This is a genomic window from Dongia sp., from assembly GCF_041909655.1.
In the GTDB taxonomy this organism is placed as follows: domain Bacteria; phylum Pseudomonadota; class Alphaproteobacteria; order Dongiales; family Dongiaceae; genus Dongia.
Genome location: NZ_JAYRDA010000002.1, coordinates 95,248 through 117,021, shown reverse-complemented (window position 1 = coordinate 117,021; position 21,774 = coordinate 95,248). Strand labels below are relative to the sequence as shown.

At 61.9% G+C, this 21,774-nt stretch carries 22 protein-coding genes; 13 read left to right on the top strand and 9 right to left on the bottom strand.

Going from position 1 to position 21,774, the window contains the following annotated elements:
* The first annotated feature begins 8 nt into the window (after positions 1-8).
* Positions 9-1,640, top strand: coding sequence for an acyl-CoA synthetase (locus ACE3PR_RS03755; protein ID WP_374368334.1), 1,632 nt, complete (start codon positions 9-11; stop codon positions 1,638-1,640).
* Positions 1,641-1,782: 142 nt separating this feature from the next.
* Here the strand turns inward: ACE3PR_RS03755 and ACE3PR_RS03750 are convergent, their stop codons facing one another.
* Complete coding sequence (locus ACE3PR_RS03750) at positions 1,783-2,559, bottom strand: class II aldolase and adducin N-terminal domain-containing protein (protein ID WP_374368332.1); 777 nt, start codon at positions 2,557-2,559, stop codon at positions 1,783-1,785.
* A gap of 187 nt (positions 2,560-2,746) precedes the next feature.
* Here ACE3PR_RS03750 and ACE3PR_RS03745 point away from each other — a divergent pair, with 187 nt between their 5' ends.
* Positions 2,747-4,027, top strand: a complete 1,281-nt coding sequence (locus tag ACE3PR_RS03745; RefSeq protein ID WP_374368330.1) for a M24 family metallopeptidase — start codon at positions 2,747-2,749, stop codon at positions 4,025-4,027.
* A gap of 7 nt (positions 4,028-4,034) precedes the next feature.
* Here ACE3PR_RS03745 and ACE3PR_RS03740 read toward each other — a convergent pair whose 3' ends face one another.
* Positions 4,035-5,378: a hemolysin family protein gene (locus tag ACE3PR_RS03740; RefSeq protein WP_374368328.1), complete on the bottom strand. Its 1,344-nt coding sequence runs from the start codon at positions 5,376-5,378 to the stop codon at positions 4,035-4,037.
* Positions 5,379-5,384: 6 nt separating this feature from the next.
* On the bottom strand, positions 5,385-6,131 hold the full coding sequence (locus ACE3PR_RS03735; protein WP_374368326.1) for a Crp/Fnr family transcriptional regulator: 747 nt from the start codon (positions 6,129-6,131) through the stop codon (positions 5,385-5,387).
* A 116-nt stretch (positions 6,132-6,247) separates the two neighbouring features.
* Between ACE3PR_RS03735 and ACE3PR_RS03730 the strand changes: the two genes are divergently transcribed.
* Positions 6,248-6,412, top strand: a complete 165-nt coding sequence (locus tag ACE3PR_RS03730) for a hypothetical protein (RefSeq protein WP_374368323.1) — start codon at positions 6,248-6,250, stop codon at positions 6,410-6,412.
* Between the two features lie 2 nt (positions 6,413-6,414).
* Here ACE3PR_RS03730 and ACE3PR_RS03725 read toward each other — a convergent pair whose 3' ends face one another.
* Positions 6,415-7,302 (bottom strand): CoA ester lyase, encoded by an 888-nt coding sequence (locus ACE3PR_RS03725; protein ID WP_374368321.1) that lies wholly within the window; start codon positions 7,300-7,302, stop codon positions 6,415-6,417.
* Between the two features lie 192 nt (positions 7,303-7,494).
* Between ACE3PR_RS03725 and ACE3PR_RS03720 the strand changes: the two genes are divergently transcribed.
* The 8 genes from ACE3PR_RS03720 (at position 7,495) to ACE3PR_RS03685 (ending at position 14,813) form a co-directional block, all read left to right on the top strand.
* Complete coding sequence (locus ACE3PR_RS03720; protein WP_374368319.1) at positions 7,495-7,713, top strand: hypothetical protein; 219 nt, start codon at positions 7,495-7,497, stop codon at positions 7,711-7,713.
* 32 nt (positions 7,714-7,745) lie between these two features.
* Positions 7,746-8,030: a hypothetical protein gene (locus ACE3PR_RS03715; protein WP_374368317.1), complete on the top strand. Its 285-nt coding sequence runs from the start codon at positions 7,746-7,748 to the stop codon at positions 8,028-8,030.
* Positions 8,031-8,149: 119 nt separating this feature from the next.
* Positions 8,150-9,814: a tetratricopeptide repeat protein gene (locus tag ACE3PR_RS03710; protein ID WP_374368315.1), complete on the top strand. Its 1,665-nt coding sequence runs from the start codon at positions 8,150-8,152 to the stop codon at positions 9,812-9,814.
* 116 nt (positions 9,815-9,930) lie between these two features.
* Positions 9,931-11,100: a pyridoxal phosphate-dependent aminotransferase gene (locus tag ACE3PR_RS03705; RefSeq protein ID WP_374368313.1), complete on the top strand. Its 1,170-nt coding sequence runs from the start codon at positions 9,931-9,933 to the stop codon at positions 11,098-11,100.
* A gap of 231 nt (positions 11,101-11,331) precedes the next feature.
* Entirely contained in the window at positions 11,332-12,132 is an 801-nt protein-coding gene (locus tag ACE3PR_RS03700) for a transporter substrate-binding domain-containing protein (RefSeq protein WP_374368311.1), read from the top strand.
* A 177-nt stretch (positions 12,133-12,309) separates the two neighbouring features.
* Positions 12,310-13,041 carry an ABC transporter permease gene (locus ACE3PR_RS03695; RefSeq protein ID WP_374368308.1) on the top strand — a complete coding sequence of 244 codons (732 nt, stop codon included), beginning with the start codon at positions 12,310-12,312 and terminating at the stop codon, positions 13,039-13,041.
* 18 nt (positions 13,042-13,059) lie between these two features.
* Complete coding sequence (locus tag ACE3PR_RS03690; protein WP_374368306.1) at positions 13,060-13,785, top strand: ABC transporter permease; 726 nt, start codon at positions 13,060-13,062, stop codon at positions 13,783-13,785.
* Entirely contained in the window at positions 13,782-14,813 is a 1,032-nt protein-coding gene (locus ACE3PR_RS03685; RefSeq protein WP_374368304.1) for a DUF2125 domain-containing protein, read from the top strand. Before ACE3PR_RS03690 ends, ACE3PR_RS03685 begins: the two co-directional genes overlap by 4 nt.
* A gap of 48 nt (positions 14,814-14,861) precedes the next feature.
* Here the strand turns inward: ACE3PR_RS03685 and ACE3PR_RS03680 are convergent, their stop codons facing one another.
* The 5 genes from ACE3PR_RS03680 to pheA all read right to left on the bottom strand — a co-directional run bounded on the left by ACE3PR_RS03680 (position 14,862) and on the right by pheA (position 19,700).
* Complete coding sequence (locus ACE3PR_RS03680) at positions 14,862-16,286, bottom strand: homospermidine synthase (protein ID WP_374368302.1); 1,425 nt, start codon at positions 16,284-16,286, stop codon at positions 14,862-14,864.
* 179 nt (positions 16,287-16,465) lie between these two features.
* On the bottom strand, positions 16,466-16,786 hold the full coding sequence (locus tag ACE3PR_RS03675; RefSeq protein WP_374368300.1) for a chorismate mutase: 321 nt from the start codon (positions 16,784-16,786) through the stop codon (positions 16,466-16,468).
* A 4-nt stretch (positions 16,787-16,790) separates the two neighbouring features.
* The gene (locus tag ACE3PR_RS03670; RefSeq protein WP_374368298.1) at positions 16,791-17,672 is read right to left on the bottom strand and encodes a prephenate/arogenate dehydrogenase family protein; all 882 of its coding nucleotides are present in this window, start codon (positions 17,670-17,672) and stop codon (positions 16,791-16,793) included.
* Positions 17,669-18,769, bottom strand: a complete 1,101-nt coding sequence (gene hisC / locus ACE3PR_RS03665; RefSeq protein WP_374368297.1) for a histidinol-phosphate transaminase — start codon at positions 18,767-18,769, stop codon at positions 17,669-17,671. Before hisC ends, ACE3PR_RS03670 begins: the two co-directional genes overlap by 4 nt.
* 22 nt (positions 18,770-18,791) lie before the next feature.
* Positions 18,792-19,700, bottom strand: a complete 909-nt coding sequence (pheA, locus tag ACE3PR_RS03660) for a chorismate mutase (protein WP_374368296.1) — start codon at positions 19,698-19,700, stop codon at positions 18,792-18,794.
* 215 nt (positions 19,701-19,915) lie between these two features.
* Here pheA and ACE3PR_RS03655 point away from each other — a divergent pair, with 215 nt between their 5' ends.
* A complete protein-coding gene (locus ACE3PR_RS03655; protein ID WP_374368294.1) occupies positions 19,916-21,109 on the top strand; it encodes a homoserine O-acetyltransferase in 1,194 nt (397 codons plus the stop codon).
* Positions 21,110-21,119: 10 nt separating this feature from the next.
* Complete coding sequence (gene metW, locus ACE3PR_RS03650) at positions 21,120-21,764, top strand: methionine biosynthesis protein MetW (RefSeq protein ID WP_374368293.1); 645 nt, start codon at positions 21,120-21,122, stop codon at positions 21,762-21,764.
* Positions 21,765-21,774 lie beyond the last annotated feature (10 nt).

The following is a 21,774-nucleotide window of genomic DNA, read 5'->3' as shown; positions in this document are numbered from 1 at the left end:
AGCGACCGATGACCGAGGCGCTGGATTTCCCGCGGAACGCGGCGAATTATGTGGCCCTCTCGCCGCTTTCCTTCCTTGCGCGTGCGGCGGAAGTCTTTCCGGGTCGCGTTGCCGTGATTTACGGCAAGAGGCGCCTGAGCTGGCTCGCTATCCGCAACCGTGCCGCGCGTCTTGCCTCGGCGCTGCAGCGCAAGGGTATCGGCACCGGGGATGTGGTCGCGGTGATGGCGGCCAACACGCCGGAGCTCTTTGAGGCGCATTTCGGGGTGCCGCTTGCTGGCGCTATCCTCAACACCATCAACACGCGGCTCGATCCCGACACCATCGCCTATATCCTGGATCATGGCCGCGCCAAGGTACTGATTATCGATAGCGAGTTTTCTCCCGCCATGCGCCAGGCACTGGCACGCATGAGCGGCAAACGTCCGATCGTGATCGACATCGTCGACCCGGCCGCAAAAACGGGTGGATTGCCGGAGGATCGGCTGGGTGAGATCACCTATGACCAATTGCTGGAAGAAGGTGATGATGGTTTCGAGTGGCGCCTGCCGCCGGATGAATGGCAATCGCTGTCGCTCAATTACACCTCAGGCACCAGCGGCCGGCCCAAGGGCGTCATCTATCATCATCGCGGTGCCTATCTGATGAGCCTGGGCACGGTGGTGGGCTGGGGCCTGCCGCCGCATCCCCGCTATCTCTACACCGTGCCGATGTTTCATTGTAACGGCTGGGGCCATGCCTGGACCCTGGCGCTGGTGGCCGGCACCGCGATCCTGCTGCGCTATGTTGCCGCCAAGGCGATCTTCGAGGCGATCGCCGAACACCGCATCACGCATTTGGGCGGTGCGCCGGTGGTGCTTGGGCTGCTGGTCAACGCGCCGGCGGAAGAGCGCCGCGCCTTCGATCATCCGGTCAAGGTGATGACGGCAGGTGCGCCGCCACCCAGCGCCGTGCTGGCCAGGATGGCCGAGCTCGGCTTTGAGGTGATGCAGGTCTATGGCCTCACCGAGACCTTCGGTCATGTCGTGCATTGCGCCTGGCATGAGGAATGGAACGAACTGCCCTTTGCCGACCAGGCCGAGATCAAGGCCAGGCAGGGTGTTCGTTTTCCGATCACCGAGGAGATCAAACTGCTGGACCCGGAATCCGGCGCCGACATTCCTTCGGACGGGAAGTCGATGGGCGAGATCGTCATTCGGGGTAATACCGTGATGAAAGGCTATCACCGCGACAGGGAAGCGACCGAGAAGGCCTTTGCCGGCGGCTATTTCCATTCCGGCGATCTCGCCGTGCGCCATAGCGACGGCTATGTCGAGGTGAAGGACCGGCTGAAAGACGTGATCATCTCGGGCGGCGAGAATGTCTCTTCGATCGAGATCGAAAGCCGGCTCTATAAGCATCCCGCCGTTGCGCTGGCCGCCGTCGTGGCGAAGCCGGATCCAAAATGGGGTGAAGTGCCCTGCGCCTTTGTTGAACTGAAAACGGGCGCGAGGGTGGAAGAAGCGGAATTGATCGCCTTCTGTCGCGAGAGCCTGGCTGGGTTCAAGACACCGAAGAAGGTGATATTCGGCGAATTGCCGAAGACCTCGACCGGCAAGATCCAGAAATTCATCCTGCGGGAGCAGGCCAGGGCGCTCTAAGGGGCTTTGGGGGAATTACGCGTATGTCCCAAAATTTGTCATGGTCCGCGCAGGCGGACCATCCACGAGTTTGCCCGCGACTGAGGAAAGAAACTTGTGGATCCCCCGCCTGCGCGGGGGATGACATTGTTGTATTACCGACTCACTCTGCGTAGTCGGGCTGCTTCTGGTCGAGGATGGCGCGGATTTCCTTGAAATGCGCATCCATCATGTCGGAGGGATATTCCTCCCATTGCTTTGCCGTCTTCTCGGCCACGTCGTCGCTGGCGATGCTGAGCTCGCGGCCGGTCATGTAGGCGGTGATCAGGGTCTCGGCGGCGCGCTCGAAGTAATAGAGCGTGTCGAAGGCCTCGGCGACGCTGTTGCCGGTGGTCAGCACACCGTGATTGCCCATCACCATCACCTTCTTGCTCTCGGTGAGGCTATGCGACAGGCGTTCACCTTCATCACCCAATCCCATGCCGTCGAAGCCGAGATCGAAGGCGATGCGGTTGTAGAAGCGCATCGTGTTCTGGTCGATCGGCGGCATGCTGGGATCCTTCAGCGTGGCGAGGACCAGCGCATATTTGGAATGCACGTGCAGCACGCAGCGCGCCGAGGGGACGTTGCGGTGAATGGCACCGTGGATGTACCAGGCGGTGGGGTCCGGTGCATTCGGCTGATCCATGGTGGTGGGATCATTGGCATCGAGCAGCAGAAGATCGCTCGCCTTGATGCGCGAGAAATGCTTGCCGCAGGGATTGACCAGGAACTGGCTGCCGTCATCCGAGACCGCCAGGCTGAAATGGTTCGCGACACCCTCATGCATGTTGAGTTCGGCCGTCCAGCGGAAGGCGGCGGCGAGGTCACAGCGGGCTTCGTAATGCGAATTATCGAGGCGGCCTTTGGCGGGGATGCGGGCAATCGACGACGTCATCATCTTCTCCTGATCGGGCGAGGCATGGCTCAGTATGCGATAGGGCAACCATACTGGTCAATTCGCCGGTCGGTTGATCGTTCGGGACGCCATACCGTCTGGAAATTGCGCCATTCCAATTACGTATCGCCGGAACGCACCCAGCCGGGCTAGATTTCACCCCGAAACAGTCTTGGCGGGGGTTCGGGACATGTCGATGGATGGGTTGGCGGTATCTGAAAATCAGGTTTTCAAGGATGCGCGCAAGCGCGCCTATCTCAATCCGGAAGGCGCCGACCGGCCGTTGAAGAGCCCGCTCCCGAAATCGGTTCTGGTCAAGGCGCGCGGCTACCGCAAGCAGCGCCTGGTCGATCAGGTGACAGCCCATGATTGCGCGGCGATCCTGCTCTACGACCCGATCAATATCCGCTACGCCCTCGACATCTCCAATATGCAACTCTGGGCGACGCACAACCCGTTCCACTACGCGATGTTGTTCGCCGACGGGCATGCCATCGAATTCGCCTATCGCGGCGCCGAGCATCTTGCCGATGGGCTGGAAACGATCAACGAGATCCGCCCTGGCAATGCCTGGTTCTACATGTACACCGCCGACCGATTGCAGGAGCGGGTCGAGGCCTGGGCCGACGAGATCGTCTCGATTCTCAAGGAACGCAATGGCGGCAACATGCGGCTTGCCATCGACAAGCTCGACCCGCCCGGTGCGGAAGCCTTGCGCCGGCGCGGCGTCACCATCGTCGAAGGCCAGGCCCTGACCGAGATCGCGCGTTCGGTCAAAAGCGCCGAGGAACTCGAACTAATGCGCTGGACCATCCGGGTCTGCGAGGCCGGCATGGCGCGGATGTACGAATATTCACTGCCCGGGCGCACCGAGCAGGAAATCTGGGCCGAGCTTCATTACGAGAACATCCGCTCGGGCGGCGAATGGCTTGAAACGCGGCTGCTCACCGTCGGGCGGCGCACCAATCCCTGGTTCCAGGAATGCTCGGATCACGTCGCTGCAGATGGCGACATGCTGGGTTTCGACACGGACATGATCGGCCCCTATGGCTATTGCGCCGATCTCTCGCGCTCCTGGATCGTCGGGCACCGGCGCATGAGCGGGGCACAGCGCGATCTCTATGCTGCCGCTCTCGACCAAATTGACCACAATCTTGCGATCCTGAAAGCCGGCATGAGTTTCGACGAGTTCAACGCAAAATCCTGGCAGATCCCCGATAAATACGTCGCCTGCCGCTATTCGGTGGCACTCCACGGCGTCGGCATGGCGGACGAATATCCATCGATCCCGCTGCACCCGGATTGGCGCGCTGCCTATAGGGGCGTCTTTGCCGAGAACATGACGGTTTGCGTCGAAAGCCTGATCGGGGAGGAAGGCAAGGGTGAATGCGTCAAGCTGGAGACGCAAGTCGTGATCACGCCCAAAGGCGCCGAACGGCTAGACAGCTTCCCGTGGGAAGAGATCGCGTGATCCCGCCTCAGGCGGTGCCGGAGAGGCCGTTCTCGGTTTCCTGGGCTTCGATCCGCTCTACCAGGATTTTGTCGATGCGCCGCCCGTCTAGATCGACGACTTCGAAGCGGAAGCCGTTATAGGTGACACTTTCGCCCACGCGCGGCAATCGGCCGAGGCGGTGGAGAACGAGGCCGGCCAGCGTGCTGTAATCGTTGTGCACCAGGCCTATGGCGCCGATCTTGCGTTCCACATCAATGAGGCGGGTACGGCCATCGATCAGCCAGGATCCTGGACCGCGCGGGATGATCGAATCGTCCATCTGGTCCGGTTCGGCCATTTCGCCGGCGATCACGGTGAAGATGTCGGACAGCGTAACAAGGCCTTCCACGCTGCCATACTCGTCGAGCACGACGGCCATGCGGGTGGGTGCTTGGCGGAACAGCTCCAGGAGCCGAAGGATCGTGGTGGTTTCGTGGAGCGTCAGCGCGGGTTTGACGCAGGCGCGCGGGTCGAAGGGCTGGCCGGTTGCGATCTGATGCAGCAGATCTTTGGCATGCACGACGCCCAGCACTTCGTCGACACTGCCCTGACAGAGCAGCAGGCGCGAATGATGGCTGGCGATGATATGCTGGATGGTAACCTCGTTCACGTCCTCGACATCGATCCAGTCGATATCCGGCCTTGGCGTCATGATGCTGCGGATCGAATAATCGGCCAGATGCAGCACGCCTTCGATCATATGCCGCTCGGCCTGGGCGAAGACGCCTGTCTCGGTACCCTCGGCCACCATGGATTTTACTTCTTCCTCGGTCACCTGATCGTCGCGCTCGCCGCCCAGGCCGATCAAGGTAAGTACACCTTTGGTCGAAACACGCAGCAGGTAGACCAGCGGTGCGCCCACTTTGGCGATCAGCGACATCGGCAGGCTCACGCGCATGGCGATGGCCTCGGCGTGATTCATGGCGATGCGTTTAGGAACCAATTCGCCGATGATAAGGGAAAGATAAGTGATGGTGGCTACCACCAGCGTAACTGCAATCGGATAGGCATAGGGGGCGATCAGCGGCCAATCGTTGAGCGCATAAGCGAGCGGTGCCGATAGGGTGGCGCCGGAATAGGCGCCGGCGACGATGCCGACCAGGGTAATGCCAATCTGCACGGTGGAGAGGAAGAGGGTGGGGTCTTCCGCCAGTTCGATCGCTTTCTTGGCACCTTTGTGCCCGGCTTCGGCAATCGGCTTGAGGCGTGCGCGGCGGGCCGAGACGATGGCCAGTTCCGACATCGCGAAAAAGCCATTGAGGAGAACGAGGAGCAGAACGATGAGTATCTCGAACCAGACCGAGGTGTCTTCTAGCGGGCCTTCAGGCATGATTGGTTAGGTGCTTTCTTCTTTGACTTTGCTGCGCGCTGACAAGGCAGCACTGTCGCGCACGATGATTTGTCCGGCTTTGGTGGTCACCAGCCCCTCCACAGTGAATTGCTTCAACTGCTTGTTGATGGCCTCGCGCGTGACGCCGAGCAGTTGTGCGAGCGCCGATTGATTGAGCTTCGCCGTGATGACGATGCCGTCATCGCTTTCCTCGCCATGCCCCATGGCGAGGGCCTCCAGCGTCTTGGCGAGGCGGGTGCCGAGGTCCAGGAAGGCCGCGTCACGGATGCGATCGGTATTGTGGCGCAACCGTTCGCACAGCAATTCGATGATGTGGAGCGCCAGTTTCGGCTCCTGTGCCATCAATTCGAGAAAGGCAGCGCGCGGCACGCTGATGAGCTCGGTATCAGCCAGAGCCGTTGCACTGGCCGTCCGCGGCAATCCATCCAGAAGGGCGATCTCGCCGAAGAAATCGCCGGTTTCCATCAAATTGAGGGTGAGTTCCCGGCCGTCGGGCCCGTGGACCCAAATTCGTATCAACCCCTTTGCCGTACCGTAGAGCGCTTCCGCCGGCTCATCTTCCCAGAACAATGTTTCGCCGACATTAAGGCGGCGCGGTTGGCAGAGGCGCGCGACGCGCTCGAGAAGTGCTGGCTCCAGGCCCCGAAACAGGAAGCTCCGCGCTAGCAACTGAGTTCGCGCCGGCAGCGCGAGCATGCCGGTTGCGGATGCGGTTTTGTCCGCGCTGACCACGGCTCCCTCCTGTGAATGGGTTCACAACCTAAACGAAACGGCACCCCAGGTTAAGTCCATTGCTGGTCACCGACAAAAATGGCCAGCCAGCCCAGAGTTTTCCCAGGAGAATACCCGTGAACCAATCGATCAAGTGTATGAAAACCTTGTTATTTTTGACCCTTTTGGGGATTGGTGTGAGTGCCTGCACGGCCCCGGCAGCCAATCTCGGTGCTTTCGGCAAGGTCCAAAAGCTGCAGCAAATCGCCTGCGTCCATGGCGAGCGGCCGGGCCGGGGCTGAAATTAAGCCGCGACCTGTTGGGCAGCGGCCAGCGCCTGGATGGCCTGATCGAGGGCCAGGAGGCGCTCGGCATCCTCGACATGCAGGTTCTCGATGAGTTTGCCGTTGAGCACGCAGATGCCCTTTCCGGCGGCCCGGGCCTCGGCCCAGGCGGCGACAATGGCCTTGGATTGTTCAACCTCCGCCAGATTGGGGGCAAAGGCCGCATTGGCGCCGGCGATCTGCTTTGGGTGGATCAGGGTCTTGCCGTCGAAACCGAGGTCACGGCCCTGCGCACAATCGGCCAGAAACCCGGCCTCGTCATTCAGGTCAAGATGCACCCCATCAAGGGCGTCCAGGCCATGTGCGCGGGCGGCCATGACGATAATCGAGAGCGCTGAAATCAAGCCGATCCGGCCTGGTGCCGGTCGTGCGCGAAGATCCCGGCTGAGATCCGACGTGCCGGCCACCAGGCAGGCCAGGCGCGGGCTGGCTCCGGCGATGGCATCCATTCCCATGATGCAGCGTGGTGTTTCCGCCATGATCCAGATCGGGAGCGTGGCAGGTGCGCCAACAGCATCGAGGGCCGCCACGGCGGCATGGACATCTTCGGGCGATTGAATTTTGGGAAAGAGGATGGCATTCGCGCCGAGAGACGCCAGCGCAGCCACGTCATCATGGCCCCAAGACGTGTCTAATCCATTGACACGTATAACTATTTCCCGCTCCCCAAAGCCGCCGCTCTTGATTGCCTCGGCCAATTGCGTCCGCGCTGCTTCCTTGGCTTCCGGCGCCACGGCGTCTTCCAGATCCAGGATCAGGGCGTCGACCGGCAGGGTCCGTGCTTTTTCCAGGGCGCGCGCGTTGCTGGCGGGAAGGTAAAGGACCGATCTGCGGGGCCGAATCTGCATCGATTGACTCTAAATTGTGCTGGAAACGACCTTTGATATGGGTGAATTGTCGCCTGAAGGCAACCTATACCTAGGTCAAAATCGGCGGTGTGACGGCATATTTGGGGTCGGAATTCGCAATCAAATGTTAACGTGTTTCCGGTATGTTGGCGGAAGACAGGAATCAAGCCGACGCTCTGCCGGGAGGCAAGAATGGAAATTACATCGTCCAGCACGATCAGCAATGCCGTCGAGGGCCTTAAAAAGGCGCAGGCTCAGCTTGAGCAGACGGCGCAGAATGTGGCGGAAGGCGCCGTTGACGCTGAGGACGTTGTCTCGCTGAGCTTGGCGGCGACCAGCTTCAAGGCCAATGCCGCGGTGATCCGCACCGAGAACGAAACCGTGCAATCCCTGCTCGACGTTACCGTCTGAGCGCCTAAGCAACACCAACTAGGAATTCCCGCATGGATGTCGCCGCCGCCGGCTTTGCCGCCGCCCAGATCGCCAGTGTTCAGCGCGGTCAGCAAGCTGCCTTGTCGGGGATTCGCGCCCAGCAGCAGCAATCCCAATCGGTGGCCAACCTGTTGAGCCAGGCCGTTTCGGCTGCTCAGCAGATTTCCGGTGCGTCGGCTCCGGCGCCGCAAGCGGCTCCGGCTTCTGGCGGTGAGCAGGCTGCTATCGCTAGCGGCGCATCGAGCGGTGGCAGCCCGACCGCCCCGCGTGGCTCGCTGGTCAACATCCTCGCCTAACCCGCCCGGCGCCCCGGCTGGCGCCCCTATGCCCACTCGCGATAGACTATGCCGCGTGACAAGTCGGTCGATTCGCCGACTCACGATCCGTTCCGGCCAGCACCGGATTTGGGGGCAAAGTGGCGGCAGACGAACCGACGCAATCCGACTTATCTCTGGACCAGGACGCACGCGATCTGAAGATTGCGGCCGCCGCGCTGGAAGAGGGGAACCTGGAGGAAGCCAGCCGGATTTGCGCCGACCTTATCGCAGCCGATCCCGACAACGCAGCGGCAGTGCATCTTCTCGGTGTCATTGCCTATCAAAGCGGTGCCGGCGTCGCCGAGGCGCTTGAACTCGTCGAACGCGCCATCGCCCTCGATCCTCATCAGGGCAAATACTATAACAGCCGTGGCGCCCTGCATTACGCCGAAGACCGCGACCATATCGCCATCGCCGATTTCCGCCAGGCAACGTTGCTGACGCCTGATGACAGCATGGCCTGGAACAATTTGGGCAACGCCTTGCTGCGGCAGGGCGAGGTCAATGAGGCCGAGGCAGCCTTTCGCCGCGCGCTAACCCGGCAGCCGGCGCCGGTCGCTGCCATCAACAATCTCGGCGTTGCCCTGAAGCGGCAGGGACAGATCGACAAGGCGATGATCTGTTTTCGCGAGGCGATCCTGCATGACCCCACTTATGTCGACGCTCATTTCAATATGGGCGAATTGCTCTACCAGATGGATGAGATCGAGGGGGCCGAAGAGTACTTTCGACGGGCCCTCGAACTCGACCCGGAATGTGCGCCTGCCTATGCCTCGCTGGCGCAGGTGCTGCACGATCAGCACAAGCCGGACGAAGCGCTGGCGGTTCTGCGTGAGGGGTTGGTGCGCGTTCCCGGTGATCCCGACATCAATTTTGCGCTGCGTCTACAACTCTCCAGTGTCATCCCGGCCTGGCATCTGCCGATGATCAACGACGACGAACGCAACGACGCTTACCGCGCGGCGCTCGATCGCAATGTGAAGGCGGGCGATCTGGTGCTGGAGATCGGCACCGGCTCCGGCATCGTTGCCATGATGGCGGCGCGCGCTGGCGCCGCCAAGGTCGTGACCTGCGAGGTGCTTCCGGCCATCGCTGAACTTGCCAAGGATGTGATCTCCTGCAACGGCTACGATGACCGCATCGACGTGATCATAAAAAAATCGACCCAGCTACGGGTTGGCAAGGATCTGCCGGACAAGGCCGATGTCTTCGTTTCGGAACTTATCAATGTGGGGCTGCTGGCGCCCAACATGATCTCGGTGATCCGGCACGCGCGCGAGAATCTGGTCAAGCCGGAAGGCCGGATCATTCCCCAGGGGGCGCATGTCTATGGCGCCTTGCTGCAATGCGATCAACTCGCGCGCATCAACCCGGTGCGCGAAATTGACGGCTTTGACATGTCGCCGATGGATCGCATGCGTTCGCCCGGTTATGCCCAGATCGATCTCGCCGCCGATCCGCATACCCGTCTGTCCGCGGATTTTGACGCCTTCACCTTCGACTTCCGGAGCAATCTCAATGAAGTGGGCCGCCATATTCTGGAGGTGACGGCGACGGCCGCCGGGCTCTGCCATGGGGTGGCGTTCTGGTTCGATCTCGATATGGATGACAAGATCGTCTACCGCTCGGCCAGTCCCGCCCGCACCAATCACTGGAAGCAGGCGATGGAGTTTTTCCCCGAGCCGGTCGCTGTGGAACCAGGCCAGACACTTCGCGTCATCGCGGGCTACAACGCGACCCGGATCTATTTCGAATTGGCCTGACTCCCCTTTTTGCCGAGGCGCGCGCATGACCGCCATGCGGCGGTAAGAGATTGCGCGGCGCGAGGCGCCGTTCTAGCCTCGCGCTCGCCTATGCCGATCATCCCGCGAGCCCATCTATGAATGCCAGTGCCTATCAGATTCGCCCCGCCATCGAGCATCTTGAGGATTCGCAGATCGTCGATGTGTGGAAGATGGGGTTTTCCATCCCCGACGTGGTCGGGTTGTGGGTCGGCGAGGGGGATCTCCCCACCACGAAATTCGTCTGCGATGCTGCTGCCGAGGCGCTGGCCGGCGGCCAGACTTACTATACTTACAAGCGCGGCCTCCCCGAACTGCGTCACGCCCTCATTGACTATCACCGCGATCTCTACGGTATTGAACTGACCGAAGACCGTATCGCCGTCACCTCGGGCGGCATGAACGCCATGATGCTGATCGTCCAGATGCTGATCGGCGCCGGCGACAACATGGTCTGCGTCTCCCCGGTCTGGCCGAACATCTATCGTACGGTCGAAATCATGGGGGGTGAGGCGCGCCAGGTGCCGATGCAGGGCCGGGGCGATGGCTGGCATCTCGACATGGACCGGCTGTTCGGGGCCTGCGACGCAAAGACCCGTGCCATCTATGTGGCCAGCCCCGGGAATCCCACCGGCTGGGTGATGCCCGAAGAACAGCGCCGTGCACTCCTCGATTTCTGCCGTGCCCGCGGCATAGCCCTGCTGGCTGACGAAGTTTACAACCGCCTCGTCTACAATCAGCGGGTCGCCCCGTCCTTCCTCGAGATCGCGACGCCGGACGATCCTGTCTTCGTCGTCAACAGTTTCTCCAAGACCTGGGCGATGACGGGCTGGCGCGTGGGCTGGATGGTGATGCCGCGCAGTGTCGTGCCGGCCATCGAGCGGCTGATCGAGTTCAATACCTCGGGCGGTCAGCCCTTTCTGCAGGCAGCCTGTGTCAAGGCGGTGCGGGAAGGTGAAGACTGGGTGAAGTGGATGGTGGCCCGCTGCAAGAGCGGGCGCGATCTGGTGCTGGAACGCCTTGCCGGCATGAACAGGGTTAACGTCATCCCCGCCGACGCCTCGTTCTATCTCATGCTTCAGGTGGCCGACATGGGCAGCGCGCTCGATTTTTGCAAGCGCCTGGTGGTCGAGGGACGGGTCGGCCTGGCTCCAGGGACGGCATTTGGCGCCGGTGGCGAGGGTTATCTGCGACTCTGCTATGCCCAGTCGAACGAGCGCCTGTCCGAGGCCATGGATCGTTTCGAGGGATTCCTGCGTCGGACCTGAAATGTTGCGCCGGGAACCGGCGAATCGCTGGCTCAGGCGCTCATTTGTGGGCCTTTCTCACGCGGAATTGTCTGTTTGACGCCTGTATCGCGGCTACCCAAGCCGGATTTCCTTATGCTAGTCTTTTGCCGTAGCCGATCCACCCCCGCGTAACGGTCGACATCAGAGCGGCCAAGCGGGATGGCAGACCAAGCCGGTGTCGGTGCCAACAACTTTGACCAGGGAATGATCATGAAAAAGAGCTTGTTTGGGAGCCTCATCGCCGGTGCGGTCTTGGCGGTTATGGCCGTCAGCGCCCAGGCGCAGGACAAGGTTTACAAGGTCGGTATGGACCAGACCGACTATCCGCCTTTCGCGACCAAGGATACCAGCGGCCAGTGGACCGGCTGGGAGGTCGATATGGCGTTGGCAGTGTGCGAAGCTGCGAAGATCAAATGCGAACTGACCCCGACCGCTTGGGACGGCATCATTCCGGCCCTGCAGGAAGGCAAGATCGATTTCATCTTTGCCTCGATGACGATCAATGACGACCGCAAGCAGCAGGTCAATTTCACGCATTTCTACTATGACTCGACCACCATCATCATCGGCCCGAAATCCGACACGACCAAGATCGATTTCGACAATCCGGAATCGATGAAGGGCAAGATCCTGGGGGCGCAGAACGCCACCATCCACTCGAAGTTCCTGCAGGCGCGCTTCGGTTCCGCGACCGAGATCAAGACCTATGACGGCCTCGACACGGCCATCGCCGATCTCGCCGCCGGCCGCCTCGACTACGTGCAGGAGGGCCGTTCGACCCTGGCTCCGTTCCTGGCCTCGGATGCCGGCAAGGATTATGAAGAGAAGGCCGTGGTCCCGCAGGATCCGATCATGGGTGAAGGTGTCGGTGCTGCCGTCCGCAAGGATGACCAGGCGACGCTCGATCTCCTCAATGCCGCGATCAAGGATGTCGTCACCAGCGGCAAGTATGACGAGATCACCGCCAAGTATCCTGAACTGGACGGCATGCTGGTGAAGCCGACCTTCTGATTTGCGACGCGTTCTGTTGCGATAGAACCGCCCGGCTGCAAAGCCGGGCGGTTTCTGTTTGCCAGCAACCGAATGGGCTGTTGCTGGTCCCGGAGGCGGGGGGTACGATCCTGCGGGAAAGAGCCGGGTAAACCCGGCCAGCGGGGAAAGTTTTGAGGCTTTGCGAGGGGACCAGCTTTGGCGGCTGAATCACAATCCTTGTGGATGACCCTGGCCTGGGGGGATTCGGGCTATGGCGACGAGTTCTTTAGGGGCGTCTACAACACGCTGTTTATCTCGGCCTGCGCCTATACCATCGCCTTTGCGATCGGCATGCTCGGTGCGTGGGCAAAGCTCTGTCACGTCAAGACGCTCAACCGGGCAGGCGAGGTTTATACGACCGTCGTCAGATCTGTCCCGGAACTCCTCCTTATATTCCTGATCTTCTACGCGGGCACTTCGTCCCTTTCCAGCTTGCTGGTGGCTTTGCGCCTTGCCGAAAGCGGCGTCGAAATCAACCCGTTCGGCGCCATCATTTCCGCCCTCGGTCTCATCTATGGCGCCTATCTCACCGATGTGCTTCGTGGCGGTATCCAGGCTGTGCCCAAGGGCCAGATCGAAGCGGCGAAGGCATTCGGCATGCATGGGCCGCAGCGTTTCATTCGCATTATTCTGCCGCAGATGATCCGCTACGCCATTTCCGGCCTCGGCAATCAGTGGCTCAACATCACCAAGGATAGCGCTCTGGTCAGTGTCGTGGCGGATGTCGGCGACATCATGGCGGTTGGACGCGGAGCTGCCAATCAGACCAAGCATTTCATCTTCTATCTCGGCGCCACGGCGATCGTCTTCATGATCGTGTCGGGGCTTTCGATGTATATCACCGGCCGTCTGGAAAAACGCGCCAATCGCGGCGTGCGGCGCGTCTGAGACCGGGGAGCGAGCGACATGAAGTTTGATCCGATTTATATGTTCACCGTGGTCATGCCGCAGCTCATCCTGGCATTGCCGCTAACGCTCCTTCTGACCTTTGCTTCCAGCTTTATTGGCAACATCCTCGCCGTGCCGGTCGCCCTTGCGCGCCTGTCACCCAATCCGCTTTTGTGGATTCCCGCGCGGATATTCATCTTCATGATGCGCGGCACCCCGTTCCTCATTCAGCTCTACTTCATCTATTACGGTCTGGGCCAGTTGATCCCCGGCTGGATGATGCGCGGCCTCCCGTTCCTGCGCGATGGACTCTGGTATGCGATCTTCGCCTTGAGCCTGAATACGGCGGGCTATACCGGGGAAATTCTACGCGGTGCCATCCAGGCGGTGCCCTATGGCGAGATAGAGGCGGCGCGTGCCTTCGGCATGAGCCGGGCGCAGGTATTCTGGCGCGTGACTTTGCCACGTGCGGTACGCATTTGCCTGCCGACCATGAGTTCGGAGACGATCCTGCTCTTGAAGGCGACGTCGCTTGCTTCGCTGGTAACGGTTTACGAGGTGATGGGGACTGCGACGACGATCCGCGTCGACACTTTCCGTGTCTATGACACCCTGATCGGTGCCGGGATCGTCTATTTCTTCACCGTCTTCTGTCTTACCCGCGGGCTCAATTGGCTGGAGCGGCGGCTCAACAAGGACCGGATGCCGGTTTCCAGCAGCACCAAACCCCTCGCCAAGGCGTGAAGCGGCGGTTTCTTGCCGGCAGCCTTGCCGCGGTGCTGATTTTTGGCGGCGCCTATACCGCCTATTGGCACCATGTCGCCGGTCGCCTTGAGGCGGGCATCGCGGATTGGGTCAGCCAGCAACTGGCCCTTGGGAACGTGGTCGAGGTCCAGCCCGGAGATGTCACCGGCTTTCCCTTCGCCTTTCGCCGCGATGTCACCGAAGTCACGCTCACTCAGCCGGTTGCCGATGGGCTTCTAACCCTGCGCGCGGCGGCGGGCACCTTGTCGATGCGCCCCTGGAACCTTCTGGCGGTCGCGTTCGAGGCCGCCCAGCCAATCGAGATCTCGATCACCAGCCCGGTCTCGGCTGACGTAAACTTGGCTGCGTCTCGGATCGGCGGTGCCGTTCGCCTGACGAGCGATGGTCGGCTGGAGCGGATAGATGCGCAGATGCAGAATCTGACTCTCACCGATGGAAGACAGAGTTATGCCGCGGCGACGGCCGACCTGACGATTGACTTGCCGCCGCTTACCCCCCGCGATCACCGCGAGAAACTGCTCGGCTTCGACCTCACTTTGGGTCATCTGCAACTGCCCGACGGGCAGCGCGCTTTGACGGCGGACCCGATTGCCAAGGCCGCGGCGGCGGGAACGATCATGGGACCGATCCCCTCAGGTCTGCCGCCGCGTGTTGCGCTGGCGCAATGGGCACAGGCCGGCGGGACGATCGAGCTCAGCCGTTTCGCCTTTGTCCAGGTCCCCCTTGATCTCGAAGGCGAGGGCACGTTGGCGCTCGATCGTAACCAGCAAATGCTGGGGGCACTGACTATCCGCGCACAGGGCCTCACCGAGACCGTCGATCTTTTGGCTAATGAGGGAATGCTTGAGCCGGGCGCCGCCAAGACCGGGCGCATGATGGCCGAGGGGATGGCAAAAACGGACGAGAGCGGCCGCAAGGTTGTGAGCATCGCGCTCAGTCTGCAGCAGGGCTATGTCTGGCTGGGGCCGATCAAGCTCGCCCGGTTGCCGGTTCTCACCTGGCAATGAAAAAGCCCGCGCCGGATGGCGCGGGCTTCGTCAGCTTAATTTCTAAGCTCAGCGGCGGACGCGGAAGTTCTCGAACTGCCAGGGATCCTTCAGGTCGAGACCCGGTTCCGGGAACAGGACATTGCGGTCCTTCAGCGGATTCCAGTCCGAATAGCAGCCCACCACCGGCCCGAGATAGGGCCGGCAGACGTCGAGAATGTAATCGTGGTCAATCTCTTCCGGCTCGACCACACCGCGATTGGGATTCTCGATCAGCCACATGGCGCCGGCGAGCACCGGCGAGGCGATCTGCGGCGAGGTGGCATTGTATTCCGGGCCCATGATGCGGCGGGCCTCGTGGATCGAAAGCTGCGAGCCATACCAATAGGCGCCGAAATCACCCATCAGCAAGGCGCCCAGTTCGTCGATGCCCTCAACGATCTCCTCGCCGAGCAAGCGGACATTCTCCTGCATCTTGAAGCCCTTCTCCTGGAACTCGCGCACCGAGAGGACGGCGTCATCGCAGGGGTGATAGGCGTAATGCACGGTCGGGCGGTAGACCACTTTTCCCTTCTCGGCGACCGAGAAGTAATCGGCAGTGGTGATCGATTCACCATGAGTGATCAGATAGGCGATCATCGGACCGCCATGGGGTGTCCACGAACGCACCTCGGTGGTGCAGCCCGGCTGGCGCAGGAAGATGGCAGCCTTGCTGCCGACCTTGTGCTCGACCGCGTTCTCCGGCAGGCGCTTTTCATGCGTGCCCCAGCCAAGTTCGGCCGGCTGGCAGCCTTCGCCGACGAAGCCGGGGATCGACCAGGTGTTGCAGAACTCGCCGGGCAGCTTCGGCACGTCGGTGACCTGCAGGTCATGCTCGGCCACGTGGATCACCTTGACGCCGCAATCGCGCATCAATTTGGCCCAGCCTTCGCGGTTCTTCGGCTTGGTCGCGTTCAGGCCGCGCATGCGCGCGATGTCGAGAACGCCCTGCTTGATGAAGTGAGTAATGAGGCCCGGATTGGCGCCATGCGTCAGCAGGGCGGAGGGGCCGTTCTTGGGAAACTTCTTGGCGGCTTCAAGAGCCCGGTGGCGCAGGAAGTAATTGGTGCGCTGCTCTTCCGGAATCTCGGAATTGTCGTAATAGCCGGCCCAGGGCTCGATGCAGGTATCGATATAGAGCACGCCATGCTTCTGGCACCAGGTGATCAGCGCCAGGGAATCGACCTCGACCGACAGGTTGATCAGGAGATCGCCCTTCGAGAGATGCTTGGACAGCAGCTTGTTGTAATTGCCCTGGTGCATGGGGTCGACGATGTAGGTGACGCCCTTGGCGATGAAGCGCGCCGCATCGTCCGTGTGGTCATGGCCGTCGATGACCGTGACGCGGTCAAGGGGCATGTCGAAGTGACGCTCGATCAGCGGCATCGTGCACCGGCCGACCGAGCCATAACCAATCATTACAATGCGGCCCTTATAGGGAAACTTTGCCATCATCTACCTCATGTCCAGAAAAAGCGGTCGGTATGCTGCTAAGACCTGCGCAGCCAGCTTCGCGCAAAAACGAGCGCCCAAACGCGGGATTGTCGACCAGAGAGCCCCGAGACATCGGCGCTTAAGGGAAAAACCACAGACTCGCAAGTGAATTTTGCAGGGCGGCGACGGTTCCCCGCCGGCTAGGATTTGTGCAGGCGGTCGAAGACATTGAATTCGTGGCCGATCGAGCGCTCGACGAGGTCGCGGTAGAGCGGCTCGACGAAGTCCGGATCGATGCCGGCGGAAGTGGCTGCCTGTCGCACCTTGGCGACGACATCCTCCACTCGCGCCTCGTCGCGGACAGCGTCGCGGCTGGCTTTGAGCCGCCCCGCCTCGTTGATGAAGTGCAGGCGGTCGGCCAGCAGCGCCACGATCTGGCGGTCGAGGGCGTCGATGGCCTCGCGGACCTCATTCATGTCCTTGCAGGCCTTGCGCCTGCCCGAAATGGTTTTGTCGGCCATGATCTCAAGCCTGTTTGGCGTCGATGATGCCGCGCCGTACTTCGCGGGTCCGGGTAAAGACGTCGAACAGCTTGTCGCCTTCGCCCCAGCGGATGGCGCGCTGCAGGGCAGTGAGGTCCTCGGTGAAGCGGCCGAGAATTTCCAGCACCGCCTCGCGGTTGTTGAGGAAGATGTCGCGCCACATGGTGGGGTCGGAGGCGGCGATGCGCGTGAAGTCGCGGAAGCCGGAGGCGGAGAACTTGATTACCTCCGATTGCGTGGATTCCTCCAGATTGGTCGCCGTGTCGACGATGGTATAGGCGATGAGATGCGGCAGATGCGAAGTGATTGCCAACACCTGGTCGTGATGGCGGGGTTCCATCACCTCGACCATGCTGCCAATGCGCTGCCAGAACGTCTGTAACCGCTCCACGGCTGCCGTGTCGGAGCCGGGCACGGGGGTGAGGATGCACCAGCGACCCTTGAACAGCTCGGCAAAGCCGGCGCGCGGTCCGGAATGCTCGGTGCCGGCGATTGGGTGGCCGGGAATGAAATGAACGCCCTCGGGCACATGCGGTCCAAGATCGCGCACGACCGCCTGCTTGACCGAGCCGACATCGCTCAGGATGGCGCCCGGCTTCAGGTGCCGGGCCAATTCCGGGCCGAGATCGGCATAGGCGCCGATCGGAGTCGCAATGATGACCAGATCGGCGCCGGTGACGGCCGCGGCAAGGCTGTCCTCGACCTTGCCGAGGCCGAGTTCGCGGGCAGCGGCACGGGCGTCGGGCGAGGCATCGAAGATCGCGATCTCGCTGGAGAGGCCCTCGGCCTTGACGCCGCGCGCGAGAGACGAGCCGATGAGGCCGATGCCGACCAGTGCCACGCGCGCAAAGAGCGGGCCGCTCATTGCGTTGCCGCTCCCTGCACGAATTCGGCGAGAGCCGCGGCGCAGGCTTTTACCGCCGCTTCCTCGGCGATGGTGATGCGCAGGCAATCGGGCAGGCCATAGGCACCCATCTTGCGCACCAGCACGCGGCGGGATTTCAGGAATTTCTCGGCAGCATCCGCATTGAGTTTCGGATCAGATGGGAAGCGCACTAGGATGAAGTTGGTGACGCTGGGATAGGGATGAAGCCCGATTGCCTTCATCTGGTTCTCGAACCAGGGCAGCCAGTGATCGTTATGGGCCTTCGAGCGCTGGACATGGTCGCGATCGGCCAGCGCCGCCACGCCGGCGATCTGCGCCGGGGCTGCCACGTTGAAGACGCCACGAATGCGATGAAGGACGTCGACGATGCTCTTCTGGCCATAGGCCCAGCCGAGACGCAGGGCCGCGAGGCCATAGATCTTGGAGAAGGTGCGCGAGACGATGACGTTGTCGAATTCCTTCACCAGTTCCGAGCCGTCGGTATAGTCGGCCTTGTCGACATATTCCGCATAGGCCGCATCGACCACCAGCAGCACGTTCTGCGGCAGTTTCTCGCGGAGGCGGCGCATTTCGCTGGCGGGGATGTAGCTCCCCGTCGGGTTGTTCGGGTTCGCAACGAAACAGATTTTTGTCTGCGGCGTCACCTTGGCCAGGAGCGCATCGACATCGGTGGTGAGGTTCTTTTCCGGCGCCGTAACCGGTGTCGCCCCCACCGATTGCGCGGCGATGGGATAGATCAGGAAACCGTGCCGCGAATAGAGCACCTCGTCGCCGGGCCCGGCATAGGCGCGGGTGATCAGGACGAGGATGTCGTCGGAGCCGGTACCGCAGATGATCTCGTCTTCCTTGCCGCCGACCTCGCGCGCCAAAGCGGTGCGCAAGGCATGGCTGGCGCCGTCCGGATAGCGGTGCAGTTCGCTTGCGGCCTTGCCATAGGCCGCCATCGCAGCGGCACTGGCACCCAGCGCACTCTCGTTCGACGACATCTTGTAGATCGGCCCCGAGCCCGGCAGGTCATGTTCGCCCGGCACATAGGCGGCGATATCCATGATTCCGGGGCGAACGGCGAGACTCATGATCGGATACTCCTCATCGGCCTCAATGGCCGTTGGATTCGGGGCCGTTGGATTCGTCGGCCAACTCGGCCTTGCTCAGGGGTTCGGCATAGGCGCCGATGGTATGGAGGCGTGCCTCCTTGCCCAAGGCTGCCGTCACCAGCGTGAGACGCGGATCCGCCGCAGCGACGAAGCCCGCGACCTCGACCAGATTGAGATCGGGGCCGCGGCGGTCGCGGCCGCCATGGATGAAACTGGTTTCCAGGCCGACGCCGGCCAAAGCCTGGCGCAGGGCGGAGCGGCTGACCGGCTCCGGCGCCTCCATGACCAGCAGGGAGTGATCCCGATCCGTGGGCTCGGTCGGCGTCCGGCCAACCACCAGGGCCTGGAGATCGGTGTTGCGCTGGTTACCTGGGTCGCCAAAGGGCAGGCGGGCGATGACGTGCGGAAGCTGGGAAGAGCCGGTGAGGCGCCGCCACCAGGAATCCGTCTCGTCCTCGCGCGGGAAGGGCAGGACCGCGACCGTGGCCGAGCCGTCCATGACGGCCGACAGCGCCCGGTCGACGCGGCTGAAGGTCAACAGTTTGACCCGGCTGCCGTAATGATCGCGGGCGAGGTCCCAATAGCCGGGCTGGCCCTGGGGCGCGTATACGGCAACGGCGAAAGGCCCTTCGATCTGGAGGAGGGCCGAGATCATCTCGCGCCACATCCGCACCAGCACCGCCTTGGGCAGTTTGCCTTTGTGGCGGGCGATCAGGCGCCGCAGAATTTTGGCTTCTCGGGCGGGGCGCATGAATTTGGCGCCTTCCGCCGGGGAATCCCCGCTCACGGGCTGGCGCGCCGCCTTGGCGGCCCCCACTGCCACGGCAAGCTCGGTCCGCTGCATCAGCAGATCGTGCAATTGGTCGTCAATTGCGTCGATCTTCTGTCGCAGTTGGACAAGCTCGTCCATCGTGCCATCAGAACCTTGCATGTTCCCCCGAACCACTTCCCGCCAACGATGCCCAAAGCAGCCTTGTTCCGGCCCCGGATGGGGGCCCGGCCGCGGCCCAGTGATAGCGGCCAAGCGGCGGAAAAGCAAAGAAAACCTTGAAAGAAGCCATTGACAGCCGGGCGCTCGGGAGGCATTCCTGCGACCGCATTTCAGCAGTGAGCCGGCAAAGCCCCATGACCTCCCAAAGCCCAGAGATTCCGGGCCCGGAAATCCCGGGCAGCCAGTTTTCCGGCCGGCGGGTCGACTTCCCGGGGCAGCGGTTGGGCTTTGGCGCCGATCAACCCCTGCGGCTGGATTCCGGCGCGGAACTTGCCCCCTTTACCATTGCCTACCAGACCTACGGCACGCTCAACGCTGCGAAATCCAATGCCATTTTGATCTGCCATGCCCTGACCGGCGACCAGTTCGTGGCCGAACGGCACCCGATTACCGGCAAGCCCGGCTGGTGGGAAATTATGGTGGGAGCGGGGAAGCCCATCGATACCGATCGCTTTTTCGTGATTTGTTCCAATGTGATCGGCTCCTGCCTCGGCTCGACCGGCCCCTCGGATATCAACCCGGGCACCGGCAAACCCTATGGCCTCGGCTTTCCGGTCATCACCATTGGCGACATGGTGCGCGCCCAGGCGCGTCTGATCGACCACCTGGGCATCGCCCAGCTCTTCGCCGTCATTGGCGGCTCCATGGGCGGCATGCAGGTGCTGCAATGGGCGGCGGCCTATCCGGAGCGGGTCTTCGCGGCCATGCCGATTGCCTGTGCCGCGCGCCATTCCGCCCAGAACATCGCCTTCCACGAGGTCGGTCGTCAGGCGATCACCGCCGATCCCGAATGGCGCGGCGGCGAATACCTCGCTCAGGGGACCAGCCCGGCCCGCGGCCTCGCCGTGGCCCGCATGGCCGCCCATATCACTTATTTGAGCGAGGCGGCGCTGCACCGCAAATTCGGCCGCAACCTGCAGGACCGCGCGCGGGTCGCCTATGGTTTTGATGCCGACTTCCAGGTGGAAAGTTATCTGCGCCACCAGGGTTCGATCTTCGTCGACCGGTTCGACGCCAATTCCTATCTCTACATCACCCGGGCGATGGATTACTTCGATCTCGCCGCGGAGCATGACGGGCAACTGGCTCGCGCCTTCAGCAACACCAGGACGCGGTTCTGCCTGGTTTCCTTCACCAGCGACTGGCTGTTCCCGACTTCGGAAAGCCGCAACGTGGTTCATGCTCTCAACGCCTGTGCCGCCAATGTCAGCTTTGTCGAGATCGACAGCGACAAGGGGCATGATGCTTTCCTGCTCGAAGAGCCGGAATTCAGCGCCGTTATGAGGGGCTTCCTCGACGGCTGCGCCTGGCATCGCGGCATTCGCTGAAAGGGACGAGATGGCACTCGACGAACCGGAAACAGCCGCCGCCAAACGCATCCGCGTCGATCTGCAATTGATCGCGGATATGGTGGCCCCCAAATCGCGCGTGCTGGATGTCGGCTGCGGCGATGGTGTGCTGCTGGATTATCTCGTTCATATGAAGCAGGTCGATGGCCGCGGCATGGAACTCAGCCAAGCCGGCGTCAATGCCGGTGTGGCACAGGGCCTGTCGATCATCCAGGGCGACGCAGATACCGATCTCGACGCCTATCCCAGCGATGCCTTCGATTACGTGATCCTGTCGCAGACTCTGCAGGCGACGCGAGATCCGAAGAACGTGGTTGAGCAATTGGTCCGTATCGGCCGCAAGGCGATCGTCTCCTTTCCAAATTTCGGCCATTGGAAAGTGCGCTGGAAGCTGGGCTGGACCGGCCGCATGCCGGAAACCAAGACGATTCCGCTGAAATGGTACAACACGCCCAATATCCACTTTTGTACCATTCAGGATTTCCTGGATCTCTGCACGGAGCTCGATGTCGAGATCGAACGCGCGATGGTGATCGACGCCAATGGCCGGCCGGGGGCTTTCGGCAGCAAGTGGCGCGCCAATCTACTGGGCGAGCAGGGCATGTTTCTGCTCAAGAAGCGGAGTGATTCCTAAAACCGGAAGG

Bases quoted from the DNA above. Each gene is read 5' to 3' on its own strand.
- ACE3PR_RS03755 (WP_374368334.1), top strand. From the start codon at position 9: ATGACCGAGGCGCTGGATTTCCCGCGGAACGCGGCGAATTATGTGGCC.
- ACE3PR_RS03740 (WP_374368328.1), bottom strand. From the start codon at position 5,378: ATGCCTGAAGGCCCGCTAGAAGACACCTCGGTCTGGTTCGAGATACTC.
- ACE3PR_RS03680 (WP_374368302.1), bottom strand. From the start codon at position 16,286: ATGATGGCAAAGTTTCCCTATAAGGGCCGCATTGTAATGATTGGTTAT.
- ACE3PR_RS03750 (WP_374368332.1), bottom strand. From the start codon at position 2,559: ATGATGACGTCGTCGATTGCCCGCATCCCCGCCAAAGGCCGCCTCGAT.
- metW (WP_374368293.1), top strand. From the start codon at position 21,120: ATGGCACTCGACGAACCGGAAACAGCCGCCGCCAAACGCATCCGCGTC.
- ACE3PR_RS03690 (WP_374368306.1), top strand. From the start codon at position 13,060: ATGAAGTTTGATCCGATTTATATGTTCACCGTGGTCATGCCGCAGCTC.
- ACE3PR_RS03720 (WP_374368319.1), top strand. From the start codon at position 7,495: ATGGAAATTACATCGTCCAGCACGATCAGCAATGCCGTCGAGGGCCTT.
- pheA (WP_374368296.1), bottom strand. From the start codon at position 19,700: ATGGACGAGCTTGTCCAACTGCGACAGAAGATCGACGCAATTGACGAC.
- ACE3PR_RS03745 (WP_374368330.1), top strand. From the start codon at position 2,747: ATGTCGATGGATGGGTTGGCGGTATCTGAAAATCAGGTTTTCAAGGAT.
- ACE3PR_RS03700 (WP_374368311.1), top strand. From the start codon at position 11,332: ATGAAAAAGAGCTTGTTTGGGAGCCTCATCGCCGGTGCGGTCTTGGCG.
- ACE3PR_RS03670 (WP_374368298.1), bottom strand. From the start codon at position 17,672: ATGAGCGGCCCGCTCTTTGCGCGCGTGGCACTGGTCGGCATCGGCCTC.
- ACE3PR_RS03715 (WP_374368317.1), top strand. From the start codon at position 7,746: ATGGATGTCGCCGCCGCCGGCTTTGCCGCCGCCCAGATCGCCAGTGTT.
- ACE3PR_RS03725 (WP_374368321.1), bottom strand. From the start codon at position 7,302: ATGCAGATTCGGCCCCGCAGATCGGTCCTTTACCTTCCCGCCAGCAAC.
- ACE3PR_RS03705 (WP_374368313.1), top strand. From the start codon at position 9,931: ATGAATGCCAGTGCCTATCAGATTCGCCCCGCCATCGAGCATCTTGAG.
- ACE3PR_RS03675 (WP_374368300.1), bottom strand. From the start codon at position 16,786: ATGGCCGACAAAACCATTTCGGGCAGGCGCAAGGCCTGCAAGGACATG.
- ACE3PR_RS03655 (WP_374368294.1), top strand. From the start codon at position 19,916: ATGACCTCCCAAAGCCCAGAGATTCCGGGCCCGGAAATCCCGGGCAGC.
- hisC (WP_374368297.1), bottom strand. From the start codon at position 18,769: ATGAGTCTCGCCGTTCGCCCCGGAATCATGGATATCGCCGCCTATGTG.